Below are 25,689 nucleotides of genomic sequence, written 5' to 3' on the forward strand. Positions count from 1 at the left end.
GCAGAAACACACTCTCCCCCAACGACCGACGCACGCAATCGGATGCAATCCGACGCACATGCAATGCAATCGCGGGACGAGGAATCAAATGCTTACTCAAAGAACGAAGGACATCGTCAAGGCCACTGCGCCAGTGCTCGCGGAACATGGATATCCGATCATCCGGCGCTTTTATACGCGGCTGTTCGAAGCGCATCCGGAGTTGAAGAACGTCTTCAACATGGCGCATCAGGAACAGGGGCAACAGCAGCAGGCACTCGCGCGCGCCGTCTATGCGTACGCGGAAAACATCGAGAATCCCGGCAGCCTCGCTGCGGTGCTGAACAACATCGCGAACAAGCATGCGAGCCTCGACGTGCGGCCGGAACACTATCCGATCGTCGGCGAGCATCTGCTGGGCGCGATCAAGGAAGTGCTCGGCGATGCGGCCACCGACGAAATCATTTCGGCGTGGGCGCAGGCCTACGGCAATCTCGCCGATATCCTGATGGGCATGGAAAGCGCGCTGCGCGAGAAATCGGTCGCGAGTCCTGGCGGCTGGACCGGCTGGCGGACCTTCGTCGTGAAGGAGAAGCGGCCGGAGAGCAGCGTGATCACGTCGTTCATTCTCGAGCCGTGCGACGGTCAACCTACGGTCAACTTCGAGCCGGGGCAGTACATCAGCATCGCGATCGACGTGCCGTCGCTGAATCTGCAGCAGATTCGCCAGTACAGTCTGTCCGACATGCCGAACGGCCACACGTACCGCATTTCCGTTAAACGCGAGGACGGCGATGCTGCGCGGCCGGAGGGTTATGTGTCGGCGCTTTTGCACGATCATGTGAAGGTCGGCGACGAGGTGAAGCTGTCGGCACCGTATGGCAATTTTCATATCGACGTGAACGCGACGACGCCGCTCGTGCTGATCAGCGGCGGTGTCGGCCTCACGCCGATGATCAGCATGCTTAAACGAGCCGTTCAGGATCCACAGCGCGAGGTGGTCTTCGTACACGGCGCACGCAACAGCGCAGTACACGCGATGCGCGACCGCCTGCGGAAAACGGCCGCAACCTATCCGAACTTCAAGACCGTCGTGTTTTACGACGCACCTTTACCGGAAGACGTGCGCGGACAGGATTACGATCGTCCGGGCTTCGTGAATCTCGCCGAATTGAAGGACGCGATCCTGCTGAAGGATGCCGACTACTACGTGTGCGGTCCGATCCCGTTCATGCGCGTGCAGCACGATGCGCTGAGGGCACTGGATATTCCGGAGCCGAGGATCCACTACGAGGTCTTCGGGCCGGATCTGTTTGCCGAGTAAGAAAGACAGGTGCGCGTGAAGCAGCGACGAGCGCTTCACGCGTGACCACCGCGTGCTACTTATCCTTCCTGTGCGGAATCTTCGCACCCGACTTGCGCGCTTCGTTCAACGCAATCGCGACCGCCTGCTTGTTGTGTGAGACTGTTTCCTTCGATGTCCCTTTCTTCAACGGCATGATGTCCTCCTGCAGGTGGATGAAAAACCGCTGTGCGAATAGCGATGCAGATCACGTGCCGCTCATACGCCGTCGATCTCCGCCGGTTGAACAACTGCTGCACGTGCATCTGCTGCGTCGTCGCCACGCAGGATCCTCACCGGAATCGACTTCGCCGCCGGCACCTTGCTCTCCTTCGCGTAATGCCACAACGGCAGCAGCGGATTGCACTCCGGGTAGTAGCCGCCGATGCATCCGCGCGGAATGTCGTACGCCTTCACCGAAAATCCTTCGACACGCCGATCGACGCCATCGTCCGCGATCGTTTGCAGCGTGACGATCTGCCCTTCGTCGAGACCCTGCGCGCGCATATCGTCGGGGCTCATCAGGATCACCATGCGACTCCCCTTCACGCCGCGAAAGCGGTCGTCGAGCGAATAGATCGTCGTGTTGAACTGGCTGTCGGAGCGCAGCGTCATCAGCCGCAATGCGCCGGGTTCGTGTACGGGCATATCGGGGTCTTCGCCCAGCGACTCGGGCACCTGAAATTCCGCCTTGCCGCTTTCGGTCTTCCACTTGCGCTCACGCGCAGGCAGCGGCCGATGAAAACCGCCAGGCGTCCACATGCGCGCTTCGAAGTCGTGAAAAATCTCCGGGAACGTCGTCGCGATTTCGCTGCGCACGCGTGCGTAGTCGTCGCACCATGCGTCCCAGTCGACTGTCGAACGCGCACCGAGCGTCGCCATCGCGATCCCCGAAATAATCGCCGGCTCGGAGCGGATCGTGCTGTCCGCCGGTTCGGCGACGCCGTGCGAGCCGTGCATGCAGCCGGTGCTGTCCTCCATCGACACCGCCTGCTCCCGCCCCTGCCCCGGCCCCACGCGATCGATCTCGATGCGGCTCAGGCACGGCAACACATACGAAATCTCGCCGTGCAGCAGATGGCTGCGATTGAGTTTCGTCGCGACGTTGACGGTGAGCCGCAGCTTCAGCCACGCAGGTTCGATCCGTGTGCGGTCGGGCACCGAGCGCACGAGATTGCCACCGAGATTGAACACCGCGCGCACGTCGCCCTTCAACATCGCCTCGAATGCTTCGACGGTGTTCATGCCTTTGTTGCGCGGCGGCTCGAACGAAAACTGCTTCGCGAGTTGATCGAGCGGCGCAAGCTCCGGCTTCTCGGTCATGCCGACCGTGCGCTGACCCTGCACGTTCGAATGCCCGCGCACCGGCGAAGGCCCCGCACCCGGCTTGCCGACGTTGCCGCGCAGGAACAGCAGGTTGCACAGCATCCGCACGTTCTGCACGCCGAGCCGGTGCTGCGTGAGCCCCATCCCGTAGTGCGCGATCACCGCGTTCGCCTTCATGTACTCCGCGGCCGCCGCTTCGAGCGCATCGCGCGGCAGACCGCTGACCTGTTCGATGTCGGTCCATGAAAGCGCGCGCACGTAGTCGGCAAATGCGTCGTAGCCGGTCGTGTGCTGCTCGATGAATGCGACGTCGATCATGCGGGCACCGCCCTGTTCGATCGCGAGATCGTCGGCGGCAATGACTGCCTTGCAGAGACCCGCGATCGCCGCCGTGTCGCCGCCCGTCCTCACCTGGTGATACTGCGTGCTGATCTGCGTGGTGTCGGGCGTGAGCATCTGCACCGGCGACTGCGGATTCGCAAAGCGCACGAGGCCCGGTTCGCGCAGCGGATTGAACGTGATGATCGGCACGCCGCGTTTGCGCGCATCCTGCAGTTGATGCAGCATCCGCGGACTGTTCGTGCCGACGTTCTGGCCGAAGAAAAACATCAGGTCGGTTTTCTCGAAATCGTCCAGCGTAATCGTCCCCACGCCGACGCCGATCGCCGCCTTCAGGCCGACGCTGCTGCTCTCGTGGCACATGTTCGAACTGTCCGGCAGATTGTTCGTGCCGTACATCCGCGCAAAAAGCTGGTACATGTAGGTCGCTTCGAGCGACGCGCGGCCCGACGCATAGAACACCGTCGAGTCCGGATGGAGCGCATTCAGTTCGGTACCGATCTCTTCGAATGCCTGTTGCCAGGCCACTTCGACGTAACGGTCGCTTGCCGGGTCGTAGCGCAGCGGCGCAGTCAGACGCCCGGCTTCTTCGAGATCGTGGTCGTGCCATGTGAGCAGTTCCGCGACCGTGTGCTGGTCGAAGAAATCCGGCGTCACGCGCTTCGCCGTCAAATCCCACGCGGTTGCTTTCGCGCCGCTCTCGCAGAACTCGAACGTATGCGGATCGGCCGGTTTCGCCCACGAGCAGCTGACGCACATGAAGCCGTCCGGCTGGTTCTGATGCAGGAGTGCCTTGCCGCCCTTCAGCGGCACATGCTCCTGCGTGACGATTTTCGTCACCGCTCTGAGCGATCCCCATCCGCCCGATGCGAAGGGATAGTCGTGCGTGGTCTGTCTCTTGTCCATGGCCGGGCTCCGCGTCGCCTGAAATATGTGAGGAGATGCGCAACCGGCGTACCTGGGCGGGTCTGGTGCCCGCATGTGCCGCGTCACTTATGCAGCGCACTCCGCGTGCGCGTCACATCGCGCGTCGTCACCGGATCGGCATCGTTGCCCCACGTCGTCCGCACGAAGGTCAGCACGCGTGCCATCTCCGTATCGGTGAGCTTGCCGGCAAACGACGGCATGTCGTGCGACGCGGGCCCCGTTTCGGTGTGCGGGCTGCCGCCCCCTTCGACCAGTAATCGCACGAGCGAGGTCGTATCGGGCGCGAGCACCGCCGGATTGCCCGCGAGCCTCGGATACTTCTGCGCGACGCCCATGCCGTCCGCGCGATGACAGCGCGCGCAGTCGCTCTGAAAGATGCCCGCACCGGGCCGCTGCACGTCGCCGGTCTTCAACGCGAGCGAGGTCTGCTGCGCGGCATGCGAACCGGCGTCGTAGTGCGCGTACGGCGCGCGCACGGGCAGACTCTTCAGATACCCCGCGATCGCAGCGAGATCGTCGTCGCTCATGTACTGCGTGCTGTCCTCGACCACCTGCACCATGCTGCCGAACGTGACGAGCCCGCCGCCGTGACCGGTCTTCAGGAACGCGGCGATGTCCTGCGCGGAGTAGCGTCCGAGGCCCGCGCCGGCATCGCCGGTGAGGTTCGGTGCAAACCAGTGATCGTTGTTGCCGCCCGTCAGATAGAAGCGCGAGCCTTCCGCATAGCCGAGTTCTTCATAGGCCGGGCCGCGCGGCGTATGACACGCACCGCAATGGCCGAGCGACTGCACGAGGTACGCGCCGCGATTCCATTGCGCGTCGCGGTCGGCGCGCGGCTTGAAGCGGTCGCCAGGCGCGAACGCCCAGCTCCAGAACATCAGCGCCCAGCGTTGATTGAACGGAAACGGCAGACGGGTCGACGGCGCCGGTGTCGCGACCGGCTGCACGCCGTGCATGAAGTACGCGTACAGCGCATGCATGTCGGCGTCGTCGATTTTTGCGAACGACGGGAACGGCATCGCCGGATAGAGTCGCTTGCCGTCCGGCGTCACACCGTGACGCAACGTGCGCGCGAAATCGTCGTACGTATAGCGGCCAATGCCCGCGTTCGGGTCCGGCGTGATATTGGTCGAGTAGATCGTGCCGAACGGCGAGCCCATGCCGAGTCCACCGGCGAACGGCGATGCGGGTATGGGCGTGTGTCCGGGGACTGCGCGCGGCGCGGCGGTGTGGCAGCCCGCGCAGTCGGCGGCTTTCGCGAGGTAGGCGCCTCGGGCGATCAGGTTGGTGGAGGCGTCGGCGGCTGTTGCGGCGTCCGCGGGGTCTGCAATTCTCGCGCGAGTATTCGCATCGGCACCGGTGCTGCTGGAAGTCGCCTGCGGTGCCACGGCAGGCGCGGGCGACGATCGCGATTGTGCGGAAGACAACGCTACACCGACCACTGCCGCTACCGGAATGGCGATCGCAATGACAAGCGCAAGCAACGCGCGCCCGCTCTCGCGCGCGACGCGCATGCGCGGCTCCCATGTACGCTGCCGCGTGCACGACTTCGCTCGTCGTTGCACGCACTGCTTCGTCGTCGCCCTCGTCGCGCGCGTCATCGCCGTCACCCTCCCGCGCACGGCGACACGATCAGCATCGCCGCATCGGCTGCGACGAGTCCGAACATGAACAACGCACTCGAAATCGTCCCGACGCGCGCGAGAAAGCAGTCGCGTGCCGCGTTGCGGGCCACTTGCTGATGCGCGGCGAGCGCGGCAGCGAGTTCGCGCGTGCGACGCCAGTTGCGCCACGCGATGCCGAAGCCACTGAGCCCGATCACCAGCGCGACCACCGACAACGCCACGAGCGCAGGCATCAGCCACGGCAGTGCAGGCGACGCGACGGGCCGCTCGTGAGGAAAGCAGATCTGCGCGGCAAGCGTTTGAGCGACGTCGGTCTGCATGAACCACGCGGCCGGTGCGAGCAGCAGCCCTGCCAGCAACGCCCATCCGCCAGGACGTCTCGCGTACGCGCCGCCGTCGCCATTACCGGACGACACTTCGCCGGGCGACGCTTCGCCGCGAGCATTCGTCGACGTCGATGGCCGGTCGCTTCGCTCTGCAGTCACCGTCATCTCCTCAACACGTAGGGCGTCAGATACAACGTCGTGAAAATGAACAGCCACACGATGTCGACGAAATGCCAGTACAGCCCGCCGATCGTCAGCGGCGCGTAGCGTTCGTCGTCGAAATAGCCGAGCGCGGTCCACAGCAGCAGGAACGACAGCACGACGAGCCCGACCACGACGTGCGCCATATGGAAGCCGGTGATCGTGAAGTACAGCGAGCCGTACAGCTGCGTCGTGAGGCCGTATGGATGGTCGTGCCACTCCTTCAGCTGGATACCGATGAACACCGCGCCGAGCACGATCGCGACCGCCATCGATGCGACGCCCCAACGCAGCCTGCGGCGCCGCACGCAGCGCTCGCAGAGCCACACGAACACGCTGCTCGACAACAGGATCGCCGTATTCGCGGAGCCGAGTCCGAGCTTGGGCAGACCTTCGGGCGGCCACGATTGCGTGGTCTGCATCGCGAGGTACAGGTACGAGAAGATCAGATAGCCGAACAGCGCACCCTCGGTCACGATCAGCGTGAGACAGCCCCACCATCCGCCGGAGCGCTCGCCTGCACTGCCGACCGGCAATTCGACGGAGCCGGGCAATGTGTCGCTCATGACTGGCCCCCTTCATTCGCCTGCAGCGAACCTCGCTGCGCCAGCTTCCGCTCTGGCCACAACCACACGACGATCGACGCCGCGCACAGCAGCAGCATCGCGCCCGCGAACCACGGCACCCGCAACGCGAGCGCCGCGAACACACCCGTCGCGCCGACACTGAGCCAGAACGGCGCGTACGAATCGGCGGGCATCTTGAGGATCACATCGGGTTCGCCGTCGAGCGCGGTGGTGCCGAGCGCTTCGCGGCCGTTGTCGAGCACGTAGCCGGTCGTGAGCTGCGAACGCATCTCGCCGTCGAGGCGCGTCTCCCACAGCGGATGACGGCTCGCGATGCGCGGTGTCACTGCGAAGTTGTACGGCGGTGGCGGCGACGGCACGGTCCATTCGAGCGTCGGTGCATCCCATGGGTTGTCGCCGGCCGGCGCGCCGCGTCGCAGGCTGATCAGCAGATCGACGAGAAACACCAGCACGCCGGCCGCGAACACGAATGCGCCGATCGACGTCACCATGTTCACCGTGTTCCAGCCCATGTCGGCCGGATACGTGTAGATGCGTCGCGGCATGCCGAGCAGCCCCGCGATGTGCATCGGAAAAAACGCGACGTTGAAGCCGACGAACAGAATCCAGAAGCCGATCCGGCCGAGCCGTTCGCTCATCATCCGTCCGGTGAATTTCGGAAACCAGAAGTAGACGCCGCCGATCACCGGAAACACGTTGATGCCGAGCAGCACGTAGTGCAGATGCGCGACGACGAAGTAGGTGTCCGTCAGTTGCCAGTCGAACGGCACGGCCGCCGTCAGCACGCCGGACAATCCACCGACGACAAACAGCAGCACAAAGCCCGCGAAATACAGGAACGGCACGCGCCACACGGGACGGCCGGTCCAGATCGTTGCGATCCACGCGAACGTCGCGATCGCGCTCGGAATCGCGATCACCATGCTCGCCGCGCCGAAGAACGACAGCGCGAGCGCGGGAATGCCGGTCGCGAACATGTGATGGATCCACACGCCGAAGCCGACCACCATCGTCGCGACCGTCGACATCGCGACCGGCACATAGCCGACGAGCGGTCTCCGGCAGAACACCGGCAACGCATCGGACACGATACCCATCGCCGGCAGCACGACCGCGTAGACCCACGGATGCGCGAAAATCCAGAACAGGTGCTGCCAGAGCAACGCGCGACCGCCGTTCATCACGTCGAAAAAATGCGTGCCGATCCGGCGATCGAGCCACAGCAGAAAAAACGCGAGGCTCACCGACGGCACCGCGAGCAGATTCGCACCCGACGCGGTGAGCGTGCCCCACACGAGCACCGGCACCCGGTCGAGCGACATGCCGGGCGCACGCATCCGCAGAAACGTGACGACGAAGTTCATCGCGCCGACCGTCGTCGAGATGCCGAGCAGCACCATGCCGAGCGCGTACACGTCGATGTTCGGTCCGCTGTCGTATTCGAGTCCCGCGAGCGGCGCGTAGTTGAACCAGCCGGCGTTCGGCGCCTCGCCGAACGGAAAACTCGCGTACAGGAACAGCCCGGCGAACAGGAACACCCAGTACGACAGCGCGTTCAATCTGGGAAAGGCCATGTCGCGCGCGCCGAGCACGAGCGGCCACAGGTAGTTCGAAAAACCCGACAGCACCGGTAACGCGTACAAAAAAATCATCGTGACGCCGTGCATCGTGAACAGCTGGTCGTACTGTTCCGGGGTCAGCACGGTCGCGTTCGGACGCGCGAGCTGCACGCGCATCAGCAGCGCCTCGACGCCGCCCGCGAGCAGAAAGATAAACGCGGTCACCAGATAGCGCAGGCCGATCGTCTTGTGATCGACGCTCGAGAACCAGCCGCGCCAGCCGGGCTGCGTTTCCCATAGATCGTGCAAACGTTTTTCCGCTGCACTGCCGCGTTCGATTCGACCGACGACCGCCACGCGTTCGTCGAGTGGAACGGCGTGCGATGCGCTGACGGAACGGACGTGGCTGTTCATTGGAGCGTTCCCAGATAAGCGGACAGCGAGGCAGCTTCGGCGGCGCTGAGTGCGATGGACGGCATCAGCGAATCGGGTTTGATCCGCTGCGCGTGGCGGATCCAGTCGAGCTGGTTCTCCCGCGTATTGACGAGCGTGCCCGCAGCGATCAGCCGGCGCGAATCGAGATGCGTCAGATCGGGGGCCTGCACGCCGGCTGCGTCGGTGCCGCGCACGGTGTGGCACCCTGCACAGCGTTCGATGAACAGGTGCTGGCCGGCGCGGATGTCGGCGGTGTTCGCCGCCGTCGAGACCGCAGCCGGTTTCGCCTGCGCCGCCAGCCACGCGTCGAAATCGCCGCGCGTCTGTGCGACGACTTCGAATGCCATGTGCGCGTGCTGCGCGCCGCAGAACTGCGAGCACTGGCCGCGATAGATGCCGGGCTGATCTGCTTCGATCCACTGCTTGTTGACGACGCCTGGAATCGCCTGCGTCTTGCCCGCGAGACGCGGCACCCAGAACGCGTGGATCACGTCCGCGCTTTTGAGTTGAATGTCGACGGGTTCGCCAACCGGAATGTGGATCTCGTTGGCCGTCGTGACGTGCGCCGCGTTGTCGTCATTGGCGTAGTCGATCTTCCACCACCAGTCGTACGCGGTGACGGTGATCGTCAATGTCGGACGGTGCGACGGCGACGCGACCGATTCGAGTGTCACGAGCACGTAGACGAGTATCGCGAACAGCGCGACCGACGAGACGCCCGTGCCGATCCACACCCAGCGCAGGCCGCCGCCCTCGCCGTGCAGACTCGACGGCTCGGCATGCGGACGACGGCGCAGCAGCGCGCCCGCCAGCAATCCGCCGACGATGATCGTGATCAGAACCGCGAGCGCGGCAAGCGCCCAGCCGAGATGCATCGTCGGCTCGGCGGCGGCACCGGCCGCGTGCAGGAAGTAATCGAGCGGCGCGGCGTGTGCGCTTGCATCGCACACGAGCAACGCAACCGCGAACGCGAGCGCACATGTGCAGGCACGCACGCGCCGCGACGCGTCCGCCGTCATCGGTTCAGCGCACCGCATGCCGGGTTGTCGCGTCTCCGCCATGTCCATTGTTCCGTTCGTTCCTGCAGGCTCACCACGCGCGCGGTCAGCTCTTTCCGCCAGGCAGTACCGACGCAATCACCTGACGCGCGGTATTCGCAATCACGCTGCGCTCCTGCGGGTCGCCTTCCATCAACGTGCGGGTGAAGGCCTTCGCCTGATCGAGCGTGACGTGCGGCGGCAGCGGCGGCACTTCGGGATCGGTCTTCACTTCGAGCACGACCGGACGATCGGAGGCGAGTGCGTCTTCCCATGCGGCGCCCAACTGTTCCGGATCGTCTACGTAGAGCCCGCGCAAACCGATCATCTCGGCGAAGCGGTGATACGGCACGTTCGGAATCTGCTGCGACGCGACGAACTTCGGGTCGCCCTCCATCACGCGCTGCTCCCACGTGACCTGATTCAGATCCTCGTTGTTCAGCACCATGCAGATCCAGCGCGGATCGGCCCATTGACGCCAGTACTTCGCGACCGTGATCAGCTCGGCCATGTTGTTCATCTGCATCGCGCCGTCGCCGACCATCGCAATCACCGGACGATCCGGATGCGCGAACTTCGCGGCGATCGCATACGGCACGGCCGCGCCCATCGACGCGAGCCCGCCGGACAGCGAGGCCATCATGCCGCGACGAATCTTCAGATCGCGGGCATACCAGTTCGCGCACGAGCCCGAATCGCTGGTGAGGATCGCGCGGTCGGGCAGACGCGGCGACAGTTCGGTAAACGCGCGCTGCGGGTTCACGCCCTTCTCCGCTTTTTCGTGCGCGCGTTCGTCGAGCGTGCGCCACCAGCGATCCGTCCAGCGCTCGATGCGCGAACGCCATGCGTCGCTGGTCTTCTGTTGCAGCAGCGGCAGCAGCGCGCGCAACGTCGTCGCCGCATCGCCGACCAGATTCACTTCCATCGGATAGCGCAGGCTCAGCATGTCCGCCTTCAGATCGATCTGCACACCGCGCGCGTCGCCCTCTTTCGGCAGAAACTCGGAATACGGAAAGCCCGAACCGATCATCAGCAGCGTGTCGCACGTGGTCATCATCTCGTAGCTCGGCTTCGTGCCGAGCAGGCCGATCGAGCCCGTCACCCACGGTAGATCGTCGGGCAGCACCGCCTTGCCGAGCAGCGCCTTCGCGACGCCGGCACCGAGGCGGTCGGCGACCGCGATCACTTCGTCAGTCGCGTTGAGCGCGCCCGCACCGACGAGAATCGCGACGTGCCGTCCTTCGTTCAGCACAGCGGCCGCACGCTCCAGATCTTCCTGCACGGGCACGACCGTCGGCCGCGAGTAGCCGATGCCCGAATGCGCAGTGCCGTGCTTGCGCGCAGGCGGCGTGTATTCGAGGTCCTGCAGATCGTTCGGCAGGATCACCGCGGTGACGCAGCGCTCGGACAACGCGACGCGCACTGCGCGATCGATCAGGTGACGCACCTGCGCCGGCACACTGGCCTGCTGCACGAACGAGCCGGCGACGTCCTTGAACATCGACAGAAGATCGAGTTCCTGCTGGTAATGCGCGCCGAGCGCCGCGCGCGCCTGCTGCCCGACGATCGCGAGCACCGGCATGTGATCCATCCGCGCGTCGTAGAGCCCCGTCAGCAGATGCGACGCACCCGGCCCCGACGTCGCGAGGCAGACGCCCAGCTCGCCGGTAAATTTGGCGTGCGCGCTCGCCATGAACGCCGCCATTTCCTCATGACGGGCCTGCACGAATTCGATCTTGCCCTCCGCACGATTCAGCGCACCGAGCACGCCGTTGATGCCGTCGCCCGGGTAGCCGAACATGCGCCGGATACCCCACTGATGCAGTCTCTCGACGACGAAGTCGCCTACGGTGGTCGCCATGTCTTTACTCCTGCGGGATGGATGAACGTGATGAACGCGATCAGCACAGCAATCGCCGCGCCCGGGAATGCGCGTGCGGTTACGGTGGGATTGCGGTCGGATTACAGTCGGATCGGTCCGGTAAACCTGCGGTACGTCGCTTGCTTGAATGGAACGCAGCGCGGTTGACGACTGTTGTCCTGGCCGTTGCGCTTCTGTTCGTTGCTCCCTTCCCCGGACATTGCGACGATGACCCGTTCTTCGTTATCCGAATCGACGATCACCCGTGTCGGCGCGGACGCGTTCACGATCCCGACCGACGCGCCCGAAGCCGACGGCACGTTCGCATGGCACGCGACGACGCTCGTCGTCGTGGAAATCGACGCGGGCGGCGCGACCGGTCTCGGCTACACGTATACGGATGCGTGCGTCGCGAACCTGATCCGCGCGACGCTCGCGCCGTTGCTGATCGGCGAGGATCCGGCCGGCATCGCGGCGCTCATGCGTCGGCTACAGCAGCACGTTCGCAATCTCGGCCGCGACGGGCTCGTCGCCACCGCGTTATCGGCACTCGATTGCGCGCTGTGGGATCTGCATGCGAAGCGTCTCGGCGTGCCGCTCGCGACGCTGCTCGGCCGCGCGCGCACGCAGGTGCCGATCTACGGCAGCGGTGGCTTCACAACCTACAGCGACAGCCGGATGCAGACGCAGCTCGCGGGATGGGTCGAGCAGGACGGCTGCCAGTGGGTCAAGATCAAGATCGGCAGCGAACCTGCGCGCGATCCCGCAAGGGTTCACGCGGCGCGTGCGGCGATCGGCTCGCATGGGTTGTTCGTCGATGCGAACGGCGCGTTCGATGCGAAGACCGCGTTGTGCTATGCAGAGGTCTTCGCAGCCGATGGAGTGGAATGGTTCGAGGAGCCGGTATCGTCGGACGATCTCGCCGGCCTGCATGCCGTGCGCCGCCGCGCGCCTGCGGGCATGCAGATCACGGCCGGCGAATACGGTTATAGCGCCGACTACTTCCGCCGCATGCTCGATGCGCAGGCCGTCGATGTACTGCAGGCCGACGCGAGCCGCTGTGGCGGCATCAGTGGCTTTCTGCAGGTCGCGCAGCTGTGCGACGCCGCGCACATTCCGCTATCGGCGCACTGCGCGCCCGCGCTGCATCTTCATGCGGCTACCGCCGCGCGCAGCCTCGTGCATCAGGAGTGGTTCCACGATCATGTGCGGATCGAGTCGATGCTGTTCGACGGCGCACCGCATCCGCGCGACGGCGCAATCGCGCCGGATCTGTCGCGCCCCGGCTGCGGGCTTGAGTTCAAACGCGCCGACGCGCAGCGCTATGCGGTCACGAGCGGAGGATGACGATGACGCGGCCACCGTTGTTACTGATCGGCGCACTGTGCGCGTTGTCCGGCGCGACAGCGGTTGCCGCGCGAAGCGAGCGCGGAAAGACGCGTGCGCGTTCGCTACGTGACGTCGTGCCCACTCCCGCACCCGCCGTTCACGCGCACATCGAAGCCGCGCGCGGTTTCAATCACGGGTCCGCGCTGCTTGCGTTTTCAGCGCTCGCCGACAGCGCGATCGAACACTATCGCGGTTCGTTCAATAACCCCGGTATGTACACGCCGCTCGTCACCGCAACGTGCGCAATGCTCGCAGGGCTGCACGGCGGCCGCGACCCTCGCGCGAGCACGCATCGCGCGCGTCATGCGATCTATCTCGCAGCCGCCGCAGCCGGCGTCGCGGGTACCGGTTTTCATCTGTACAACGTGACGAAGCGGCCCGGCGGCTGGAGCTGGCAGAACCTGTTCTACGGGGCGCCGCTCGGCGCACCGATGTCGCTGCTGCTGGCCGGCGCGCTGGGCGCGGTCGGCGAACAGCTGCGCGACGAACCGGCCATCGATCCGCAGCTGTTCGGCATGCCGGCCGGCCAGGCGCTCGCGCTGCTCGCGAGTGTGGGTCTCGTCGGGACGGTCGGTGAAGTCGCGCTGCTGCATTTTCGTGGCGCGTTCCAGCATCCCGCGATGGTCGCGCCGCTGGTCGTGCCGCCGCTCGGTGCGCTGCTGCTCGCACACGCCGCACTCGCGCCGCCGCGGCCGCGCTGGTTCACGCGCGTATGGCTCGGCCTGACTGCTGCGCTCGGCGGTATCGGCGCTGCGTTTCATGCGCGCGGTGTCGCGCGCAGCCAGGGCGGCTGGCGCAACTGGACGCAGAACCTGCTCAACGGGCCGCCGCTACCCGCGCCGCCGGGTTTCACTGCGCTCGCCATCGCGGGACTCGCCGCACTTCGTCTGAGGGAAAGGGAATCATGACCGGAATCGTGAATAAACCGCTGCCGCGCTATCCGGACTATGACGTGCTGCGCAAACACGACTCGCCTTCATGGGACGACGCGACGCACGCGGTCCTCGACGAACGCCTCGCGATCGACGACCGTCCCGCGTTCTGCGATCCCGCGCAATGGCGCACACTGCACGCGCTGTGCGAATGCATCGTGCCGCAACCGGCGGGCGAGCCGCATGCGCCGGTCGCCGCGCTGGTCGATCGCAAGATCGCGAGCGGGCATGGCGACGGTTATCGTCATGAGTCGCTGCCGCGTCTCGACGAAGCGTGGCGTATCGGCCTCGCCGCACTCGACGACGAAAGCCGTAGCCGTCACGGCTCACCATTCGCGGATCTCGACGACGTGCTGCGCGGCGCGCTGCTGCACGCGATGCAGCAAGGCGCGCTCACGTCCGCCGCGTGGCAGCGGATGCCATGCGCGCTGTTCTTCACGCAGCGCGTGCTGCACGACATCTGTGCCGCGTATTACTCGCATCCGTATGCGTGGAACGCGATGGGCTTCGGCGGACCGGCAAATCCGCGCGGTTATGTGCGGATGGGTTTCGACCGGCGCGATCCGTGGGAAGCGGCGCAAGGCGACGAACACGGCGACGCAACCGCGCGCAGGGAGAACCGGCGTGCTCGATGATGCGCTTCACCATCCGCGCGGCAAGAATGGTCGCGCACCCGACGTGTTCGTCGAAAACGGCTGGGTGCCGATGCGCGAGTATCCGCAGGACGAAGCGGTCGACTTCGCGATCGTCGGCACCGGCGCGGGCGGCGGCACGCTCGCATGCCGGCTCGCCGAAAAAGGCTTTAGCGTCGTCGCGTTCGATGCAGGCGCGTGGTGGCGTCCGCTGGAAGAATTCGCGTCCGACGAAACGCATCAGTCGAAACTCTTCTGGACCGACGAGCGCATCTGCGACGGCGATAACCCGCTGAAGCTCGGCACCAACAACAGCGGCAAGGCAGTCGGCGGCAGCACGGTGCATTTCGCGATGGTGTCGCTGCGCTTTCGGCCCGAGTGGTTCAAGTCGCGCAGCGTGCTCGGCTACGGCGCCGACTGGCCGCTCGACTGGCGCGAGATGTGGCGTTACTACGCGTATGTCGAAGACGCGCTGAAAATCTCGGGGCCGGTCAACTATCCGTGGGGACCGAAACGGCCGCGCTATCCGTATCGCGCGCACGAGCTGAATGCGGCGGCGCTCGTGCTCGCGCGCGGCGCGGAGGCGCTCGGTATCGACTGGTCACCGACGCCGCTCGCGACGCTGTCCGCGCCGCGCGGTCTCGCGCATCCGTGCGCGTATCGCGGCTTCTGCGTGTCGGGCTGCGCGACGAACGCGAAGCAAAGCGTGCTCGTCGCGTGGCTGCCGCGCGCGTTGCGCGCGGGCGCGGAGATCCGCGATCTCGCGATGGTCGGTCGCGTGGCTGTTGACGATGCGGGCCGTGCGACCGGCGTCGAGTATCTGCGCGAAGGACGCTGGCAGTTCCAGCGCGCGCGCAATGTGGTCGTCGCCGGCTATGCGATCGAAACGCCGCGTCTGCTGCTGATGTCCGCCACGGACCGCTATCGCGACGGCCTCGCGAACAGTTCGGGACTCGTCGGCAAGAACCTGATGGTGCAGGCGAACCAGGCCGTGTGGGGCACGATGGATGAGGAGGTCCGCTGGTACAAGGGACCGCCGTCGCTGTCGATCACCGAGCACTGGAACTACAACGACACGGGTAAAGATTTCTTCGGCGGCTACTGCTATATGAGCCAGGGACCGCTGCCGAACGCGTGGGCCGACACGCAGAATAGCCGCGGTCTGTGGGGCCGCGCGCTGGTCGACGAGATGCGTCGCTACAACCATCAGGCCGGACTGAAAATAGTCGGCGAGATGATGCCGCAGGAACGCAATCGCGTGACGCTCGCTGATGAAAAGGACGCAGCCGGTCTGCCCGTCGCGCGCGTCAGCTATTCGCTGTGCGATAACGACCGGCGATTGATCGCGCATTCGCTCGGCTTCATGGGCCGTGCGCTCGATGCGGCCGGCGCGCACGACATCTGGGAACAGCCCGACGACACCTGTCATCTGAACGGCACCGCGCGCATGGGTGACGATCCGGCGACGAGCGTCGTCGATGCAGACTGCCGCAGCTGGGACATCCGCAATCTGTGGATCTGCGACGGCTCGGTGTTTCCGACGGTCGGCGGCGTGAATCCGTCGCTGACGATTCAGGCGATCGCGTGCCGCACCGCCGATCGCATCGAAGCGCTCGCCGCGCGAGGAGAACTATGATGGCCAGTCATTCGCAACGGGTGCGCACCGTCGTCGTGACGGGTGCCAGCGCAGGCGTCGGCCGCGCGACCGCGCTCGAATTCGCGCAGCTAGGCGCGAACGTCGCGTTGATCGCGCGCGATGCCGCCGCGCTCGACACCGTCGCCGACGAACTGCGTTCGCACGGCGTGCAAGCGTTGCCGATCGCGCTCGACGTCAGCGACGCCGATGCGGTCGAACACGCGGCTGCGCGCATCGAAGACGAACTCGGACCGATCGACGTGTGGGTCAACAACGCAATGGTCACCGTCTTCGCGCCGGTCGAATCGATGACGTCTGCCGAATTCGCGCGCGTGACGAACGTGACGTACCTCGGGTTCGTGTGGGGCACGATGGCCGCGGTCAAACGCATGACCGCGCGCAATCATGGTGCGATCGTTCAGGTGGGATCGGCGCTCGCGTACCGGTCGATTCCGCTGCAATCCGCGTACTGCGGCGCGAAACACGCGATCCGAGGTTTCACCGACGCGCTGCGCTGCGAGCTGCTGCATCGAAAGAGCCGCGTGCACGTGACGATGGTGCAGATGCCCGCGCTCAATACGCCGCAGTTCGACTGGGCCGACAACCATATGCCGCACGTCGCGCGGCCGGTTGCACCGATTTTTCAGCCGGAGGTCGCCGCGCGCGCGATCGTGTGGGCCGCGATGCATCGGCGTCGCGAAGTGGCGGTCGGTATGTCGTCGTTCAAGGCGATCGTCGCGAACAAGCTCGTGCCGGGGTGGCTCGATCATTACCTCGGGCGCACCGGTTATCGTGCGCAGCAGGGTCAGGTTCCGCGCGCGCCGGATGCGCCGTCGAACCTGTGGCAACCAGTCGCGCAACTGCATCGCACCCACGGACGGTTCGACGACGAAGCGACGGGGACGAGTCCCGCGCTGTGGTTCACGATGCATCGCAATGCGGTGCTCGGGTCGCTGGCGGTGTGCGGTGCGGTGGGGGCGTGGCTGGTTTGTCGCAGGCGATAACCTGCAGGTCATGTTTTTCCGCGCGGACTTGTAATGTTGGCTCGCGCGGTTGTTTCTCACATCATCACGGCAGGTGATTTCCCCCTGTGACACCGTACACCTCGCCCGTGACGAAGCTCGACTCCTGCGAGTCCAGGCGGCGATTGCGGCTGGCGCAGAAACTCGGGCTGAGGATATTGCTTCGTGGGGTCCCGCATCGTGAATTGATCGTGCGGGCTGTTCATTGCGGCATCCTTCGTGAAAGAGCTTTCACGAAGGGCGGCAAGCGTTGTGCCGCACGATCCTGCAATCGGCCACGTTCACCGCGGCCGGTCCCCCGGGGTCAGGCGACCCGTCGCTGCTGCGCCCGGGTCTGTCGATACAGACCGGAAATGACATCCGCCTGCGTGACGATTCCGACGAGTTGTTTCCGCACGTCCAGCACCGGCACGTGATGGTGGCCGTTGTCGGCGAAGAGCGGGACCAGGCCGGCGATCGGCATCGTCGAGTCGATCGTGCGGACACGGGTGGTCATCAACGCGCCGACCGGCACCTCGAGACTCGCATCGCGCCGGACGAACCAGCGTTCGACGATCTTCGCGGCGGTGCTGCGCCCGGCGAACGCGCGTGTTCCGGTGCGCGTGCCGATCAGATCGTCGCGCGTGACGATGCCGACCAGACGCTGCGCCGCATCCATCACCGGCAGCGCCTTCACGCGATGACGCTGCAGCAGGTCGAGCGCGGTGCCGGCGGTCGTCATCGGCTTGATGCCGACCACGTCGCGCGACATGATGTCCGCGCAGGTCAGCTCGTTGAAGGTTCGCCCGTAGGCTTGCAGCTGCGTTTCGCGCAGCAGCGATTCGAGATCGTTCGGGTCGATGTCGAGCATTTCGCTGCGGCGGTTCAGCACCGCGTCGAGATCCTCGCGCGTGAACGCGGAATCGGTCGCCTGCACGGTCGGCGTATGGGTTTTCGGGGAAGGCGCCGCCGCTGCATGCGGGTAGCGATGCCCGGTCACCGCGTGATAGACGAGCGCGCCGCACAGCAGCGCCGCCGACTGGAGCGCAATCGGCTCGATGACGAAACCGTAACCCATCGCGTGAATCGTCGGACCGCCGAGCACCGCGGTCAACGCGACGGCGCCTGATGGCGGATGCACGCAGCGCAGCGCGAACATCGCACAGATCGCGCAGGCCACCGCAACCGCCGACGCCAGCACAGGGTTGTTAATGGCTGCCGCGCACGCGACGCCGACGGTCGCCGACACGAGATTGCCGCCGATGATCGACCACGGTTGCGCGAGCGGACTCGCCGGCACGCCGAACAGCAGCACGGCGGACGCGCCCATCGGCGCGACCAGCAGCGGAATCGGCGTGCCCGGCCCGATCAGCAGATACGTGGCGGCGCCGGTCAACGCGATGCCGAACAGCGCGCCGATGCACGCGCGCACACGCTCCCGCCAGCCAACGTGGACAGCAATGGGAACGAAACGGAGAAGCCAGCGGACAACAACGGAACGGGACAAGATCGGGTCGCGAAAACGAGGAAAGTGGAAAGGGATCGGCGGGTTCGAAAATCCAGCGATGTCTATGAAGCAGCGATTGTCATCTCGAATGCCTGCACGACGCCATCGCCCAGCCACCCAGCCTGCCGACGCGTTGCCGCAGCGCGATCGCGCGGGCTGCCCGCTCCCGCGCCGTGACGCCGCTGCGTAGTGCGCGGCGTGCGGCGCCCCGGTCGGGGCGATTGGCGGGTGAGCAGTCAGGCGAACAATCGGGCACGCTGACCTCGTCGGGTTCGCCGAGATACGCGTGGCGGCCGTTGCGCGCGCTGCTCTGCGCAACCTCGTCGGGCAGCAGCGCGGCCAGCAGACACGTCGCGACGACGCAGCACGCCACAGCGGCGAGCGCGGCAATCGTCATCACGACCATACCCCCTCCTGCTCCGATGCTCACGACATTCGACATACAATCCGGCAGCGTCGCGACATCGCTCGGGCTACCGTTTAGCGTCGGAGATTATGTCCGGGCGCGTCGATGGCGTCCAAGACGTGATCCGAATCGATTCGATAACAGTTGCTTATGGAGCGTAACGTGTTGCTTCGCCCGATCCGCTACATGCTCGCCGTGGCCGAGCACCGCAACTTCACGCGAGCCGCCGACGCGCTGCACGTTTCGCAACCCGCGCTGTCGCAGCAGATTCGCCAGCTCGAACGCGAACTCGGCGGACAGCTCTTCGACCGCAGCGGACGCATGGTGAGTCTGACCGACTTCGGTCGCGCGTACATCGAGCATGCGCGGCACGCGGTGCGCAATCTGGAGATGGGACAGCGCGCGCTGCACGACGTCCGCGATCTGTCGCGCGGACATCTGCGGCTCGCGTACACGCCGACGTTCATCGAATATCTGATCGGACCGCTGGTCGCACATTTTCATGCGCTGCATCCGGGGATCGTGATCGAACTGACGGAAGCGTCGCTGGAGGACATCGAGTCCGCGCTCGAGACCGACGCGATCGATCTGGCGGTCGGCTTCACCGAGGTGCGCTCTGAGGAAATCGACGTCGAGCCGCTGTTTCTCGAACAGCTGACGCTCGTGACGAGCGTGTCGCATGCGCTCGCGGACCGGACCGCCCCGCTCGAACTCGATGAGCTGCAGACGCTTCCGCTCGCGTTGCTCACGCGCGGTTTCGTGTCGCGTGCGTTCGCCGACAGTTACTTCCGTACGCACAGCATCGAACCGAACATCGTCGTGCAGGCGAATTCGATCAGTGCGGTGCTGCAGGTCGTGAAGGCGGGCAGCGCGGCGACGCTGCTGCCCGGCGCGATGCGGCGCGAGCACGGCGAACTCGCGTACATTCCGCTCGCACCGGAATTTCCGGCGCGCACGGTGGCGCTGCTCAGGCGCAAGGAAGCGTACCGTTCGGCAGCCTCCGATGCGTTCGCCGGCATCTTGCGGACGGCTTTGAGCTCGGGTGCGCTCGCGGACGTGGCGAGCCATGCGGGGCACGCGCAGCCGTAGACTGCGCGCGACAACGTACGTTATCGGTGGCTCGTGCGCGTGCCACTTTCGCCGCGCGATTCGTCCTGCGACGCGTCGTGATAGAACACCGTCCAGTCGCCGAAGAAGCGTCCGTCGTACGGAACCGTGCAGGCCGCCAGATCGACGGGGATCTCGTCGACTATGCCCATGAACGGACCGCTCTCCGCCTCCGCGAGAAACTCGGGGAAGAACTGGCCCGCAGTGGCCGGATCGACGAAGCGCAGATACAGATGCGCCGCGTACGCGGTTCTCGCGTACAGCAACGGACCGATCGCGGGACCTGGCGCCCCCATCTCGTTCATCGACGCAGCGAGGTTGTCGCGGCCGTGAAAAAGACCGAGGTACAGACCCTGCGCGGCATCCTTCATCGAGCCGTACAGCGGCAGCGCACGACCGTCGCGACAGAGAAAATGCGACTTGTCCGCCGCTTCGGCGCCCTGCCGCAAAGGCAGACGCACGGGCGTCACGACGCCGGTATCGAACGACTCGGGCGACGGACGCCGCGCGATCACGTGCGGTTCCGTCGCAGCGCGACCGGAGGGTCGCAAACCCATACGCAACTCGGTGCGCAGATCGCAGCGCAGCAGCGACGTGGGGGAAGTCTTGCGGCGTATGCCGTTAGCGCGGCCTTTCATGAGCGTCTCGCCTCCCCGTCGACAGATTGGCACACGCAACCGGACGACACGCACAAGCCGCTGCCGATGCGGCCGGGCGCGACGCCGCTACGCGACGAATGAAACGACGCTGAAGGGTCGGTCGCGACGTGTCCGTCCCGGACTGCGTCACGTCGATGTTCCCGTAAAATACGGTCAGCCATGGGTGTCTCTCTTATTACGCTTCCGTGGTCAGGTTGGCGCCAGTGCTCGCAACACTGGCGTCAACCACTCGTTCCTGCCTGCTTTACTTCCCGTTCTTTCTGCTTGCTGCTCCTGCCGCGCGTGGCTGCTGCTTATGGCTGCATGCTCGCGGACGGGCAGGCTCAGTCGTTCCAAAGCTCGCTTCGACTCAATTCAGTTCTGCGTCGTTCACGTATCGCTGCGCAACGTGCCGATCCCGCCGACGCGCGCCTGCTCCGACACCGGCTCCATTTCTGCGCCCGCGATCCGCATCGCGACCGTCGTCGCGACCGTGCTCGCATACACGTTCAGCGCAGTGCGGCCCATGTCGAAGAACGCATCGATACCGAGGATCAGCACCACCGCTTCCGCAGGCAGACCGATCGCCGCCAGGATCACCGTGATCGCAACGATCGCACCGGACGGCACGTTCGCCGCGCCGTCGATCGTGACGATCGTCAGCACGCCGATGGTCAGCAGCAGCGGCCAGCTCCACGCGAGGTGATAGGCGTCGGCGAGGTAGCCGACCGCGAGCGCCGTGTACAGAACGGCGCCGTCGCGATTGAAGATGTACGACAGCGGCAGCACGGTCGATGCGACGCCCGACGGAATGCCCATCTCCGTCAGACGCTTCAGGTGCACCGGGAACGTGATCTCCGACGAACGCGTCGTGAACGCGAGAATCAGCGGCTCGCTCACCTGCCGCACGACGGCGAACGGCGACTTGCCCATCGCCTTGATGATCAGCGACAGGATCACCGCGAGCACCGCCATGCCCAGGTACGCGATGCCGAGCAGCTTGACGAGCGGCAGGATCGCCGCGACGCCCTTCGATGCGAGCAGCGACGCGAGCGCCGCAAAAATAGCGAGCGGCGACAGCGCGACGATCCACTCGATCATCTTGAAGAGCGCCGACAGCAGCGAATCGAGCACCGCGACCATCGGCTCGGCGCGTTCCTTGACTGCCGCGAGCGCGGCACCCAGCAGCACGCCGAACACGAGCACCGGCAGCGAATTACCCGACGCGAGTGCATCGACGATGTTGGCCGGGATCAGATCGACGATGAACTTCGTCCAGTCGATGCTGCCGGCAAGATTCGCGGGCAGCGTGGCCGTGTGCTCGAGGCTCGCACCGACGCCGGGGCGGAACAGCATGTTCAGACCGAGACCGAGCGAACTCGCGACGCAGGTCATCAGGATGAAGAAAAGGATACTGAGCAACGCCGTACGGCCGAGCTTGCCGCCCTGCGAAGCCATCCGGAACACACCCGTCGTGACAGACAGCAGGATCAGCGGCAACACGACCATCTTGATCGCGTGACCGAACATCACCGACAGAAACGCGAACTTGACGCTCGCGGTCGGCGCGTAAATTCCCGCGATGACGCCCAGCACGAGGCCGGTCAGCATCTGCGCGGGAAGGGGAAACCGGCTACGTGTGTGATTCATCGCTTCCTCTGATTATTTTGATTCGTGCGTCGGTGCCGTCCACGATGTGATTCCACATGTGCCGGTGGGCGGCATCAGCGTTTTTCGCGTGGATGGCTTCGTAGATGAGCAGGTGCTCGCGCGTGCCCCGCCGAACCGTCGTCGCATCGTCGCGATGCAGTTCGTTGAGCGCGAGACCTGTCTGCACCCGCAGCATCTTGTACGTCGTGAACAGACGCTCGTTGCGGGATGCGGAGAACATTTCCTGATGAAACACCCAGCCGATGCGTTGCTCGGTCATCAGATCGGTCGAATCGGTATCGACGATGTCTTTCAACTGCTGGACGACGGAGGTCAGACCGTCGGTGGGTCCATTCACGGCGGCGAGGTAGGCCGCGGTGCTTTCGAGTGCGAGCCGGACTTCGAAGATTTCACGCAGATCGTGGATGGTCGGCGCGGCGACATAGGTCCCCTTACGCGGTACGACCTCCACCAGCCCCTCCACCACGAGCCGCTGGATCGCGGAGCGCACCGGCGTGTGCCCGAGCGTCAGCTGCTCGGCAATGTTGCGCGGCGACACGGCGGCGCCGGGTGCGAGACGGCCGTCCAGAATCCGCGAACGGATCTGGGCATACGCCATCTGGGTATCGGATTGTGCGGTCCCGAGCATCTGAGATCTCAGTTGACTTGTTGTCCGGCTGTACGAAGTTGATGAAGGGTACCCTGTGAAGGGCGAAATGCGCCACCTGCCTCTCTTGATAGGTAGCGCTGTTCAATCTGATGCGGCGGCATGCAGCCTTGCATCGCTTACTGCTACAGCGGTTGCGCGATGCCGAAAGACCCGGTAAGTTCGCTCGCTACGAACCATGTTGCATATCGCATCGCATACGGACCCGCGCACTGCCGTGTCACGTATGCAAGACGGTCCGCGACGACCATTTCAAAAAACGGCAGCGCACGGCTGCGTAACCCATCATCGCATCATCGAATATGGCCTCTTACGAGACACTGCTTGCCGTTCGTTCGGTTCCCGCCGAACAGGTCATACCATTGCGCAGCGCGGTGCTGCTCGACGGACAGACCGAAGGCAGCCGCTTCCGCGGCGACGATAATCCATCCACGTTGCATCTTGCCATCTACCGTAGCGAACAGATCGTCGCAGTTGCGACGATCTGCAATGAAGCGATGCCCCGCTCGCACAGCGATACCGAATGGCGACTGCGCGGCGTAGCCGTCGACACAGGTCTGCAAGGATACGGCCTCGGCCGGCTGCTGATCAAGCAGTGCCTCGAGCACGCGCTACAACATGGCGGACGGCTCGCGTGGTGTACCGCGAGGGAGTCGGCGCGTGGGTTTTACGAAGCGTTGGGATTCGCATCGTCGAACCCGCCTTTCAAGTTGCCGTCGAAAGGCGACATGCTGTTCTACGAGATGCACTATGTGCTGCCGGGGGAGCCGGTGGCGGATGTGGAGTGAGGGGCAGCTTGCGTGCCGTAAGTGATCTGTCGGGCGCAGAGTATGTGGAACGTCAGGAGCGGAAGCTGGACGTCACGATGCAGGGGAGTCGATTTTGATAGTGTCGCCTCGGTGAAGCGACACTACCCGTGTTAGCACTCACGAAAGCACCAGTGCCCCGACCGGCGCAACTGTCCGCGCTGCATCCCGACGCACCTCGACCACCGCTTCGCTGCGCCCTTCGTTAATCCTGAACACCGCCACCGCTTCGCGCAACGCTTCCGCCTGTTCATCGAGAGATTTCGCTGCGGCAGCCGCTTCTTCGACGAGCGCGACGTTGTTCTGCGTCACCTCATCGATCTGCGTGATCGCCTGATTGACCTGCTCGATACCGGAGCTTTGCTCGCGGGCCGCCGCTTCGATCTCGCCCATGATGCGCGTGACGCGCTCCACGGCCTGCATCGCGTCCTTCATCGTGCCGCCCGCCTGCACGACGAGCGATGCGCCCTGCTCGACCTGCGCCGCCGAGTGTCCGAGCAGTTCCTTGATCTCCTTCGCCGCCGTCGCCGAGCGTTGCGCGAGACTGCGCACCTCGCTCGCGACCACCGCGAAGCCGCGCCCCTGCTCGCCCGCTCGCGCCGCTTCGACGGCCGCGTTCAGCGCGAGGATGTTGGTCTGAAACGCGATGCCTTCGATCATCCCCGTGATCTCCGTGACCTTGCGTGACGACTCGGTGATGCCGTCCATCGTCTGCGTCACGCGCTGCACGACCTCGCCGCCGCGCGTGACTGTATCGAGTGCGCCGTGCGCGAGACGGTTCGCTTCCTTCGCGTTGTCCGCGTTCTGCTTCACCGTCGACGACAACTCTTCGATGCTCGCCGCCGTGCGCTCGAGCGCTGCGGCCTGCTGCTCGGTACGGCGCGACAGATCGAGATTGCCCGCCGCGATCTCCTTCACGCCGTGTGCGATTGCGCCCGTGCTGCTGCGCACTTTCGCGACCGTGTCGACGAGACCGTCGCGCATCCGCGTCAACGCGCCGAGCAGTTGTCCCATCTCGTTGCGCGAACGCTCACCGACCGCGATCGTCAGATCGCCGGCAGCGATGTGTTCGAAGTGCGAAATCGTCTGCTTCACCGGACGGATCAGCGCCACCGACAGCGCCATGCGCGCCGCCACGCCGATCACGATCGCCAGCGCGCCGATGCCCGCGAACAGCAGGACCGACATCCGGAAGCGCTGCTGGACGTCGTCGGCGCCACGGCGCTGGTTGTCCATCTGCAGACGCTCGAGCGCGTCGATCGCTTTCGCGTAGGTCTTGTAGTAGCGATCGGCGGTCTCGCCCTGGATCGTGCGGAACGTATTGAAATCGTTGTCGACGAGCGCCTTGTGCTCCGGCTCGATCGCCTGCTCGACGAGCGCGGTGCGCGCCTGCGACACCGCCTGCGCGAGCTTGCGCTCGTCGTCGCTCGCGAACGGGCCGGCCGCGTACGTGCGGAAATCGTTGTTCGAGTCGAGCAGCATCTTGTGCGCGGAAGCCAGCAGGCCGTCCGTCTCCTTGCCGACACTGAAGAGCGTTTCGTAGCTGCCGAGCGAGAGCCGCACCTGCAGCAGTTTCTCCGAGCTGGCCTTCAGCGACGCGAGCTCGACCGAGCTGCGCTGCAGATCGCGCAGACCGTCGCTGGTGTGCTTCAGCGCGCCGTAACCGACCCCGATCACCGTCAGAAGAAACGCGACGAAGATGCAGATGATCAGGGTCAACCCTCCGCGGATGGTAACGTTGTTGAGCATAGTGATTCCGTCCGTCCTCGATGGC

22 protein-coding genes are annotated in these 25,689 nt (G+C 65.2%); 8 read left to right on the plus strand and 14 right to left on the minus strand.

All coding sequences use genetic code 11. The annotated features are described in order from the left end of the window. Positions 1-88: 88 nt before the first annotated feature. A complete protein-coding gene (gene hmpA, locus E1748_RS29670) occupies positions 89-1,303 on the plus strand; it encodes an NO-inducible flavohemoprotein (RefSeq protein ID WP_133650876.1) in 1,215 nt (404 codons plus the stop codon). A 55-nt stretch (positions 1,304-1,358) separates the two neighbouring features. Here the strand turns inward: hmpA and E1748_RS31895 are convergent, their stop codons facing one another. From E1748_RS31895 to E1748_RS29705, 8 genes are all read right to left on the minus strand, one after another. After that, the gene (locus E1748_RS31895) at positions 1,359-1,478 is read right to left on the minus strand and encodes a DUF6496 domain-containing protein (RefSeq protein ID WP_240766854.1); all 120 of its coding nucleotides are present in this window, start codon (positions 1,476-1,478) and stop codon (positions 1,359-1,361) included. 62 nt (positions 1,479-1,540) lie between these two features. Continuing rightward, entirely contained in the window at positions 1,541-3,892 is a 2,352-nt protein-coding gene (locus E1748_RS29675; protein WP_133650877.1) for an FdhF/YdeP family oxidoreductase, read from the minus strand. 83 nt (positions 3,893-3,975) lie between these two features. Next, complete coding sequence (locus E1748_RS29680; protein WP_133650878.1) at positions 3,976-5,427, minus strand: c-type cytochrome; 1,452 nt, start codon at positions 5,425-5,427, stop codon at positions 3,976-3,978. A 92-nt stretch (positions 5,428-5,519) separates the two neighbouring features. Next, positions 5,520-6,023: a hypothetical protein gene (locus E1748_RS29685; protein ID WP_240766855.1), complete on the minus strand. Its 504-nt coding sequence runs from the start codon at positions 6,021-6,023 to the stop codon at positions 5,520-5,522. A gap of 2 nt (positions 6,024-6,025) precedes the next feature. After that, positions 6,026-6,631, minus strand: a complete 606-nt coding sequence (locus E1748_RS29690) for a cytochrome c oxidase subunit 3 (RefSeq protein WP_133650879.1) — start codon at positions 6,629-6,631, stop codon at positions 6,026-6,028. Continuing rightward, positions 6,628-8,625: a cytochrome c oxidase subunit I gene (gene ctaD, locus E1748_RS29695; protein WP_133650880.1), complete on the minus strand. Its 1,998-nt coding sequence runs from the start codon at positions 8,623-8,625 to the stop codon at positions 6,628-6,630. Before ctaD ends, E1748_RS29690 begins: the two co-directional genes overlap by 4 nt. Then, positions 8,622-9,707 carry a cytochrome c oxidase subunit II gene (coxB, locus tag E1748_RS29700; RefSeq protein WP_420819362.1) on the minus strand — a complete coding sequence of 362 codons (1,086 nt, stop codon included), beginning with the start codon at positions 9,705-9,707 and terminating at the stop codon, positions 8,622-8,624. Before coxB ends, ctaD begins: the two co-directional genes overlap by 4 nt. A gap of 43 nt (positions 9,708-9,750) precedes the next feature. Beyond that, positions 9,751-11,544 carry a thiamine pyrophosphate-requiring protein gene (locus tag E1748_RS29705; protein WP_133650881.1) on the minus strand — a complete coding sequence of 598 codons (1,794 nt, stop codon included), beginning with the start codon at positions 11,542-11,544 and terminating at the stop codon, positions 9,751-9,753. Positions 11,545-11,772: 228 nt separating this feature from the next. Between E1748_RS29705 and E1748_RS29710 the strand changes: the two genes are divergently transcribed. From E1748_RS29710 to E1748_RS29730, 5 genes are read left to right on the plus strand one after another with little or no spacing between them, the layout of a single operon-like run. Next, positions 11,773-12,891, plus strand: a complete 1,119-nt coding sequence (locus E1748_RS29710; protein WP_133650882.1) for an enolase C-terminal domain-like protein — start codon at positions 11,773-11,775, stop codon at positions 12,889-12,891. Between the two features lie 2 nt (positions 12,892-12,893). Further along, positions 12,894-13,841: a hypothetical protein gene (locus tag E1748_RS29715; RefSeq protein WP_133650883.1), complete on the plus strand. Its 948-nt coding sequence runs from the start codon at positions 12,894-12,896 to the stop codon at positions 13,839-13,841. After that, positions 13,838-14,500 carry a gluconate 2-dehydrogenase subunit 3 family protein gene (locus E1748_RS29720; protein WP_133650884.1) on the plus strand — a complete coding sequence of 221 codons (663 nt, stop codon included), beginning with the start codon at positions 13,838-13,840 and terminating at the stop codon, positions 14,498-14,500. Before E1748_RS29715 ends, E1748_RS29720 begins: the two co-directional genes overlap by 4 nt. Then, on the plus strand, positions 14,490-16,133 hold the full coding sequence (locus tag E1748_RS29725) for a GMC family oxidoreductase (RefSeq protein WP_133650885.1): 1,644 nt from the start codon (positions 14,490-14,492) through the stop codon (positions 16,131-16,133). The genes E1748_RS29720 and E1748_RS29725 overlap by 11 nt, the downstream gene beginning before the upstream one ends. Then, positions 16,133-17,137, plus strand: a complete 1,005-nt coding sequence (locus E1748_RS29730; RefSeq protein ID WP_240766856.1) for an SDR family oxidoreductase — start codon at positions 16,133-16,135, stop codon at positions 17,135-17,137. Before E1748_RS29725 ends, E1748_RS29730 begins: the two co-directional genes overlap by 1 nt. Positions 17,138-17,459: 322 nt before the next feature. On the opposite strand, the gene E1748_RS29735 is transcribed toward E1748_RS29730, so the two are convergent. Both E1748_RS29735 and E1748_RS29740 read right to left on the minus strand, forming a co-directional pair. After that, positions 17,460-18,641: an HPP family protein gene (locus E1748_RS29735; protein WP_133650886.1), complete on the minus strand. Its 1,182-nt coding sequence runs from the start codon at positions 18,639-18,641 to the stop codon at positions 17,460-17,462. 79 nt (positions 18,642-18,720) lie between these two features. Then, positions 18,721-19,047: a hypothetical protein gene (locus E1748_RS29740; RefSeq protein WP_133650887.1), complete on the minus strand. Its 327-nt coding sequence runs from the start codon at positions 19,045-19,047 to the stop codon at positions 18,721-18,723. A gap of 162 nt (positions 19,048-19,209) precedes the next feature. On the opposite strand from E1748_RS29740, the gene cynR reads away from it, so the two are divergent. Next, positions 19,210-20,136: a transcriptional regulator CynR gene (gene cynR, locus E1748_RS29745; RefSeq protein ID WP_205965316.1), complete on the plus strand. Its 927-nt coding sequence runs from the start codon at positions 19,210-19,212 to the stop codon at positions 20,134-20,136. 20 nt (positions 20,137-20,156) lie between these two features. Here cynR and E1748_RS29750 read toward each other — a convergent pair whose 3' ends face one another. From E1748_RS29750 to E1748_RS29760, 3 genes are all read right to left on the minus strand, one after another. Then, on the minus strand, positions 20,157-20,792 hold the full coding sequence (locus E1748_RS29750; RefSeq protein ID WP_133650889.1) for a hypothetical protein: 636 nt from the start codon (positions 20,790-20,792) through the stop codon (positions 20,157-20,159). Positions 20,793-21,182: 390 nt separating this feature from the next. Beyond that, positions 21,183-22,442, minus strand: a complete 1,260-nt coding sequence (locus E1748_RS29755) for a dicarboxylate/amino acid:cation symporter (RefSeq protein ID WP_166653652.1) — start codon at positions 22,440-22,442, stop codon at positions 21,183-21,185. Next, the gene (locus E1748_RS29760; RefSeq protein ID WP_133650890.1) at positions 22,426-23,091 is read right to left on the minus strand and encodes a GntR family transcriptional regulator; all 666 of its coding nucleotides are present in this window, start codon (positions 23,089-23,091) and stop codon (positions 22,426-22,428) included. Before E1748_RS29760 ends, E1748_RS29755 begins: the two co-directional genes overlap by 17 nt. A 320-nt stretch (positions 23,092-23,411) precedes the next feature. On the opposite strand from E1748_RS29760, the gene E1748_RS29765 reads away from it, so the two are divergent. Continuing rightward, on the plus strand, positions 23,412-23,897 hold the full coding sequence (locus E1748_RS29765) for a GNAT family N-acetyltransferase (RefSeq protein ID WP_133650891.1): 486 nt from the start codon (positions 23,412-23,414) through the stop codon (positions 23,895-23,897). 138 nt (positions 23,898-24,035) lie between these two features. On the opposite strand, the gene E1748_RS29770 is transcribed toward E1748_RS29765, so the two are convergent. Next, on the minus strand, positions 24,036-25,664 hold the full coding sequence (locus E1748_RS29770) for a methyl-accepting chemotaxis protein (RefSeq protein ID WP_133650892.1): 1,629 nt from the start codon (positions 25,662-25,664) through the stop codon (positions 24,036-24,038). Between the last annotated feature and the right edge of the window lie 25 nt (positions 25,665-25,689).

This window comes from Paraburkholderia flava (assembly GCF_004359985.1).
Classification (GTDB): Bacteria; Pseudomonadota; Gammaproteobacteria; order Burkholderiales; family Burkholderiaceae; genus Paraburkholderia; species Paraburkholderia flava.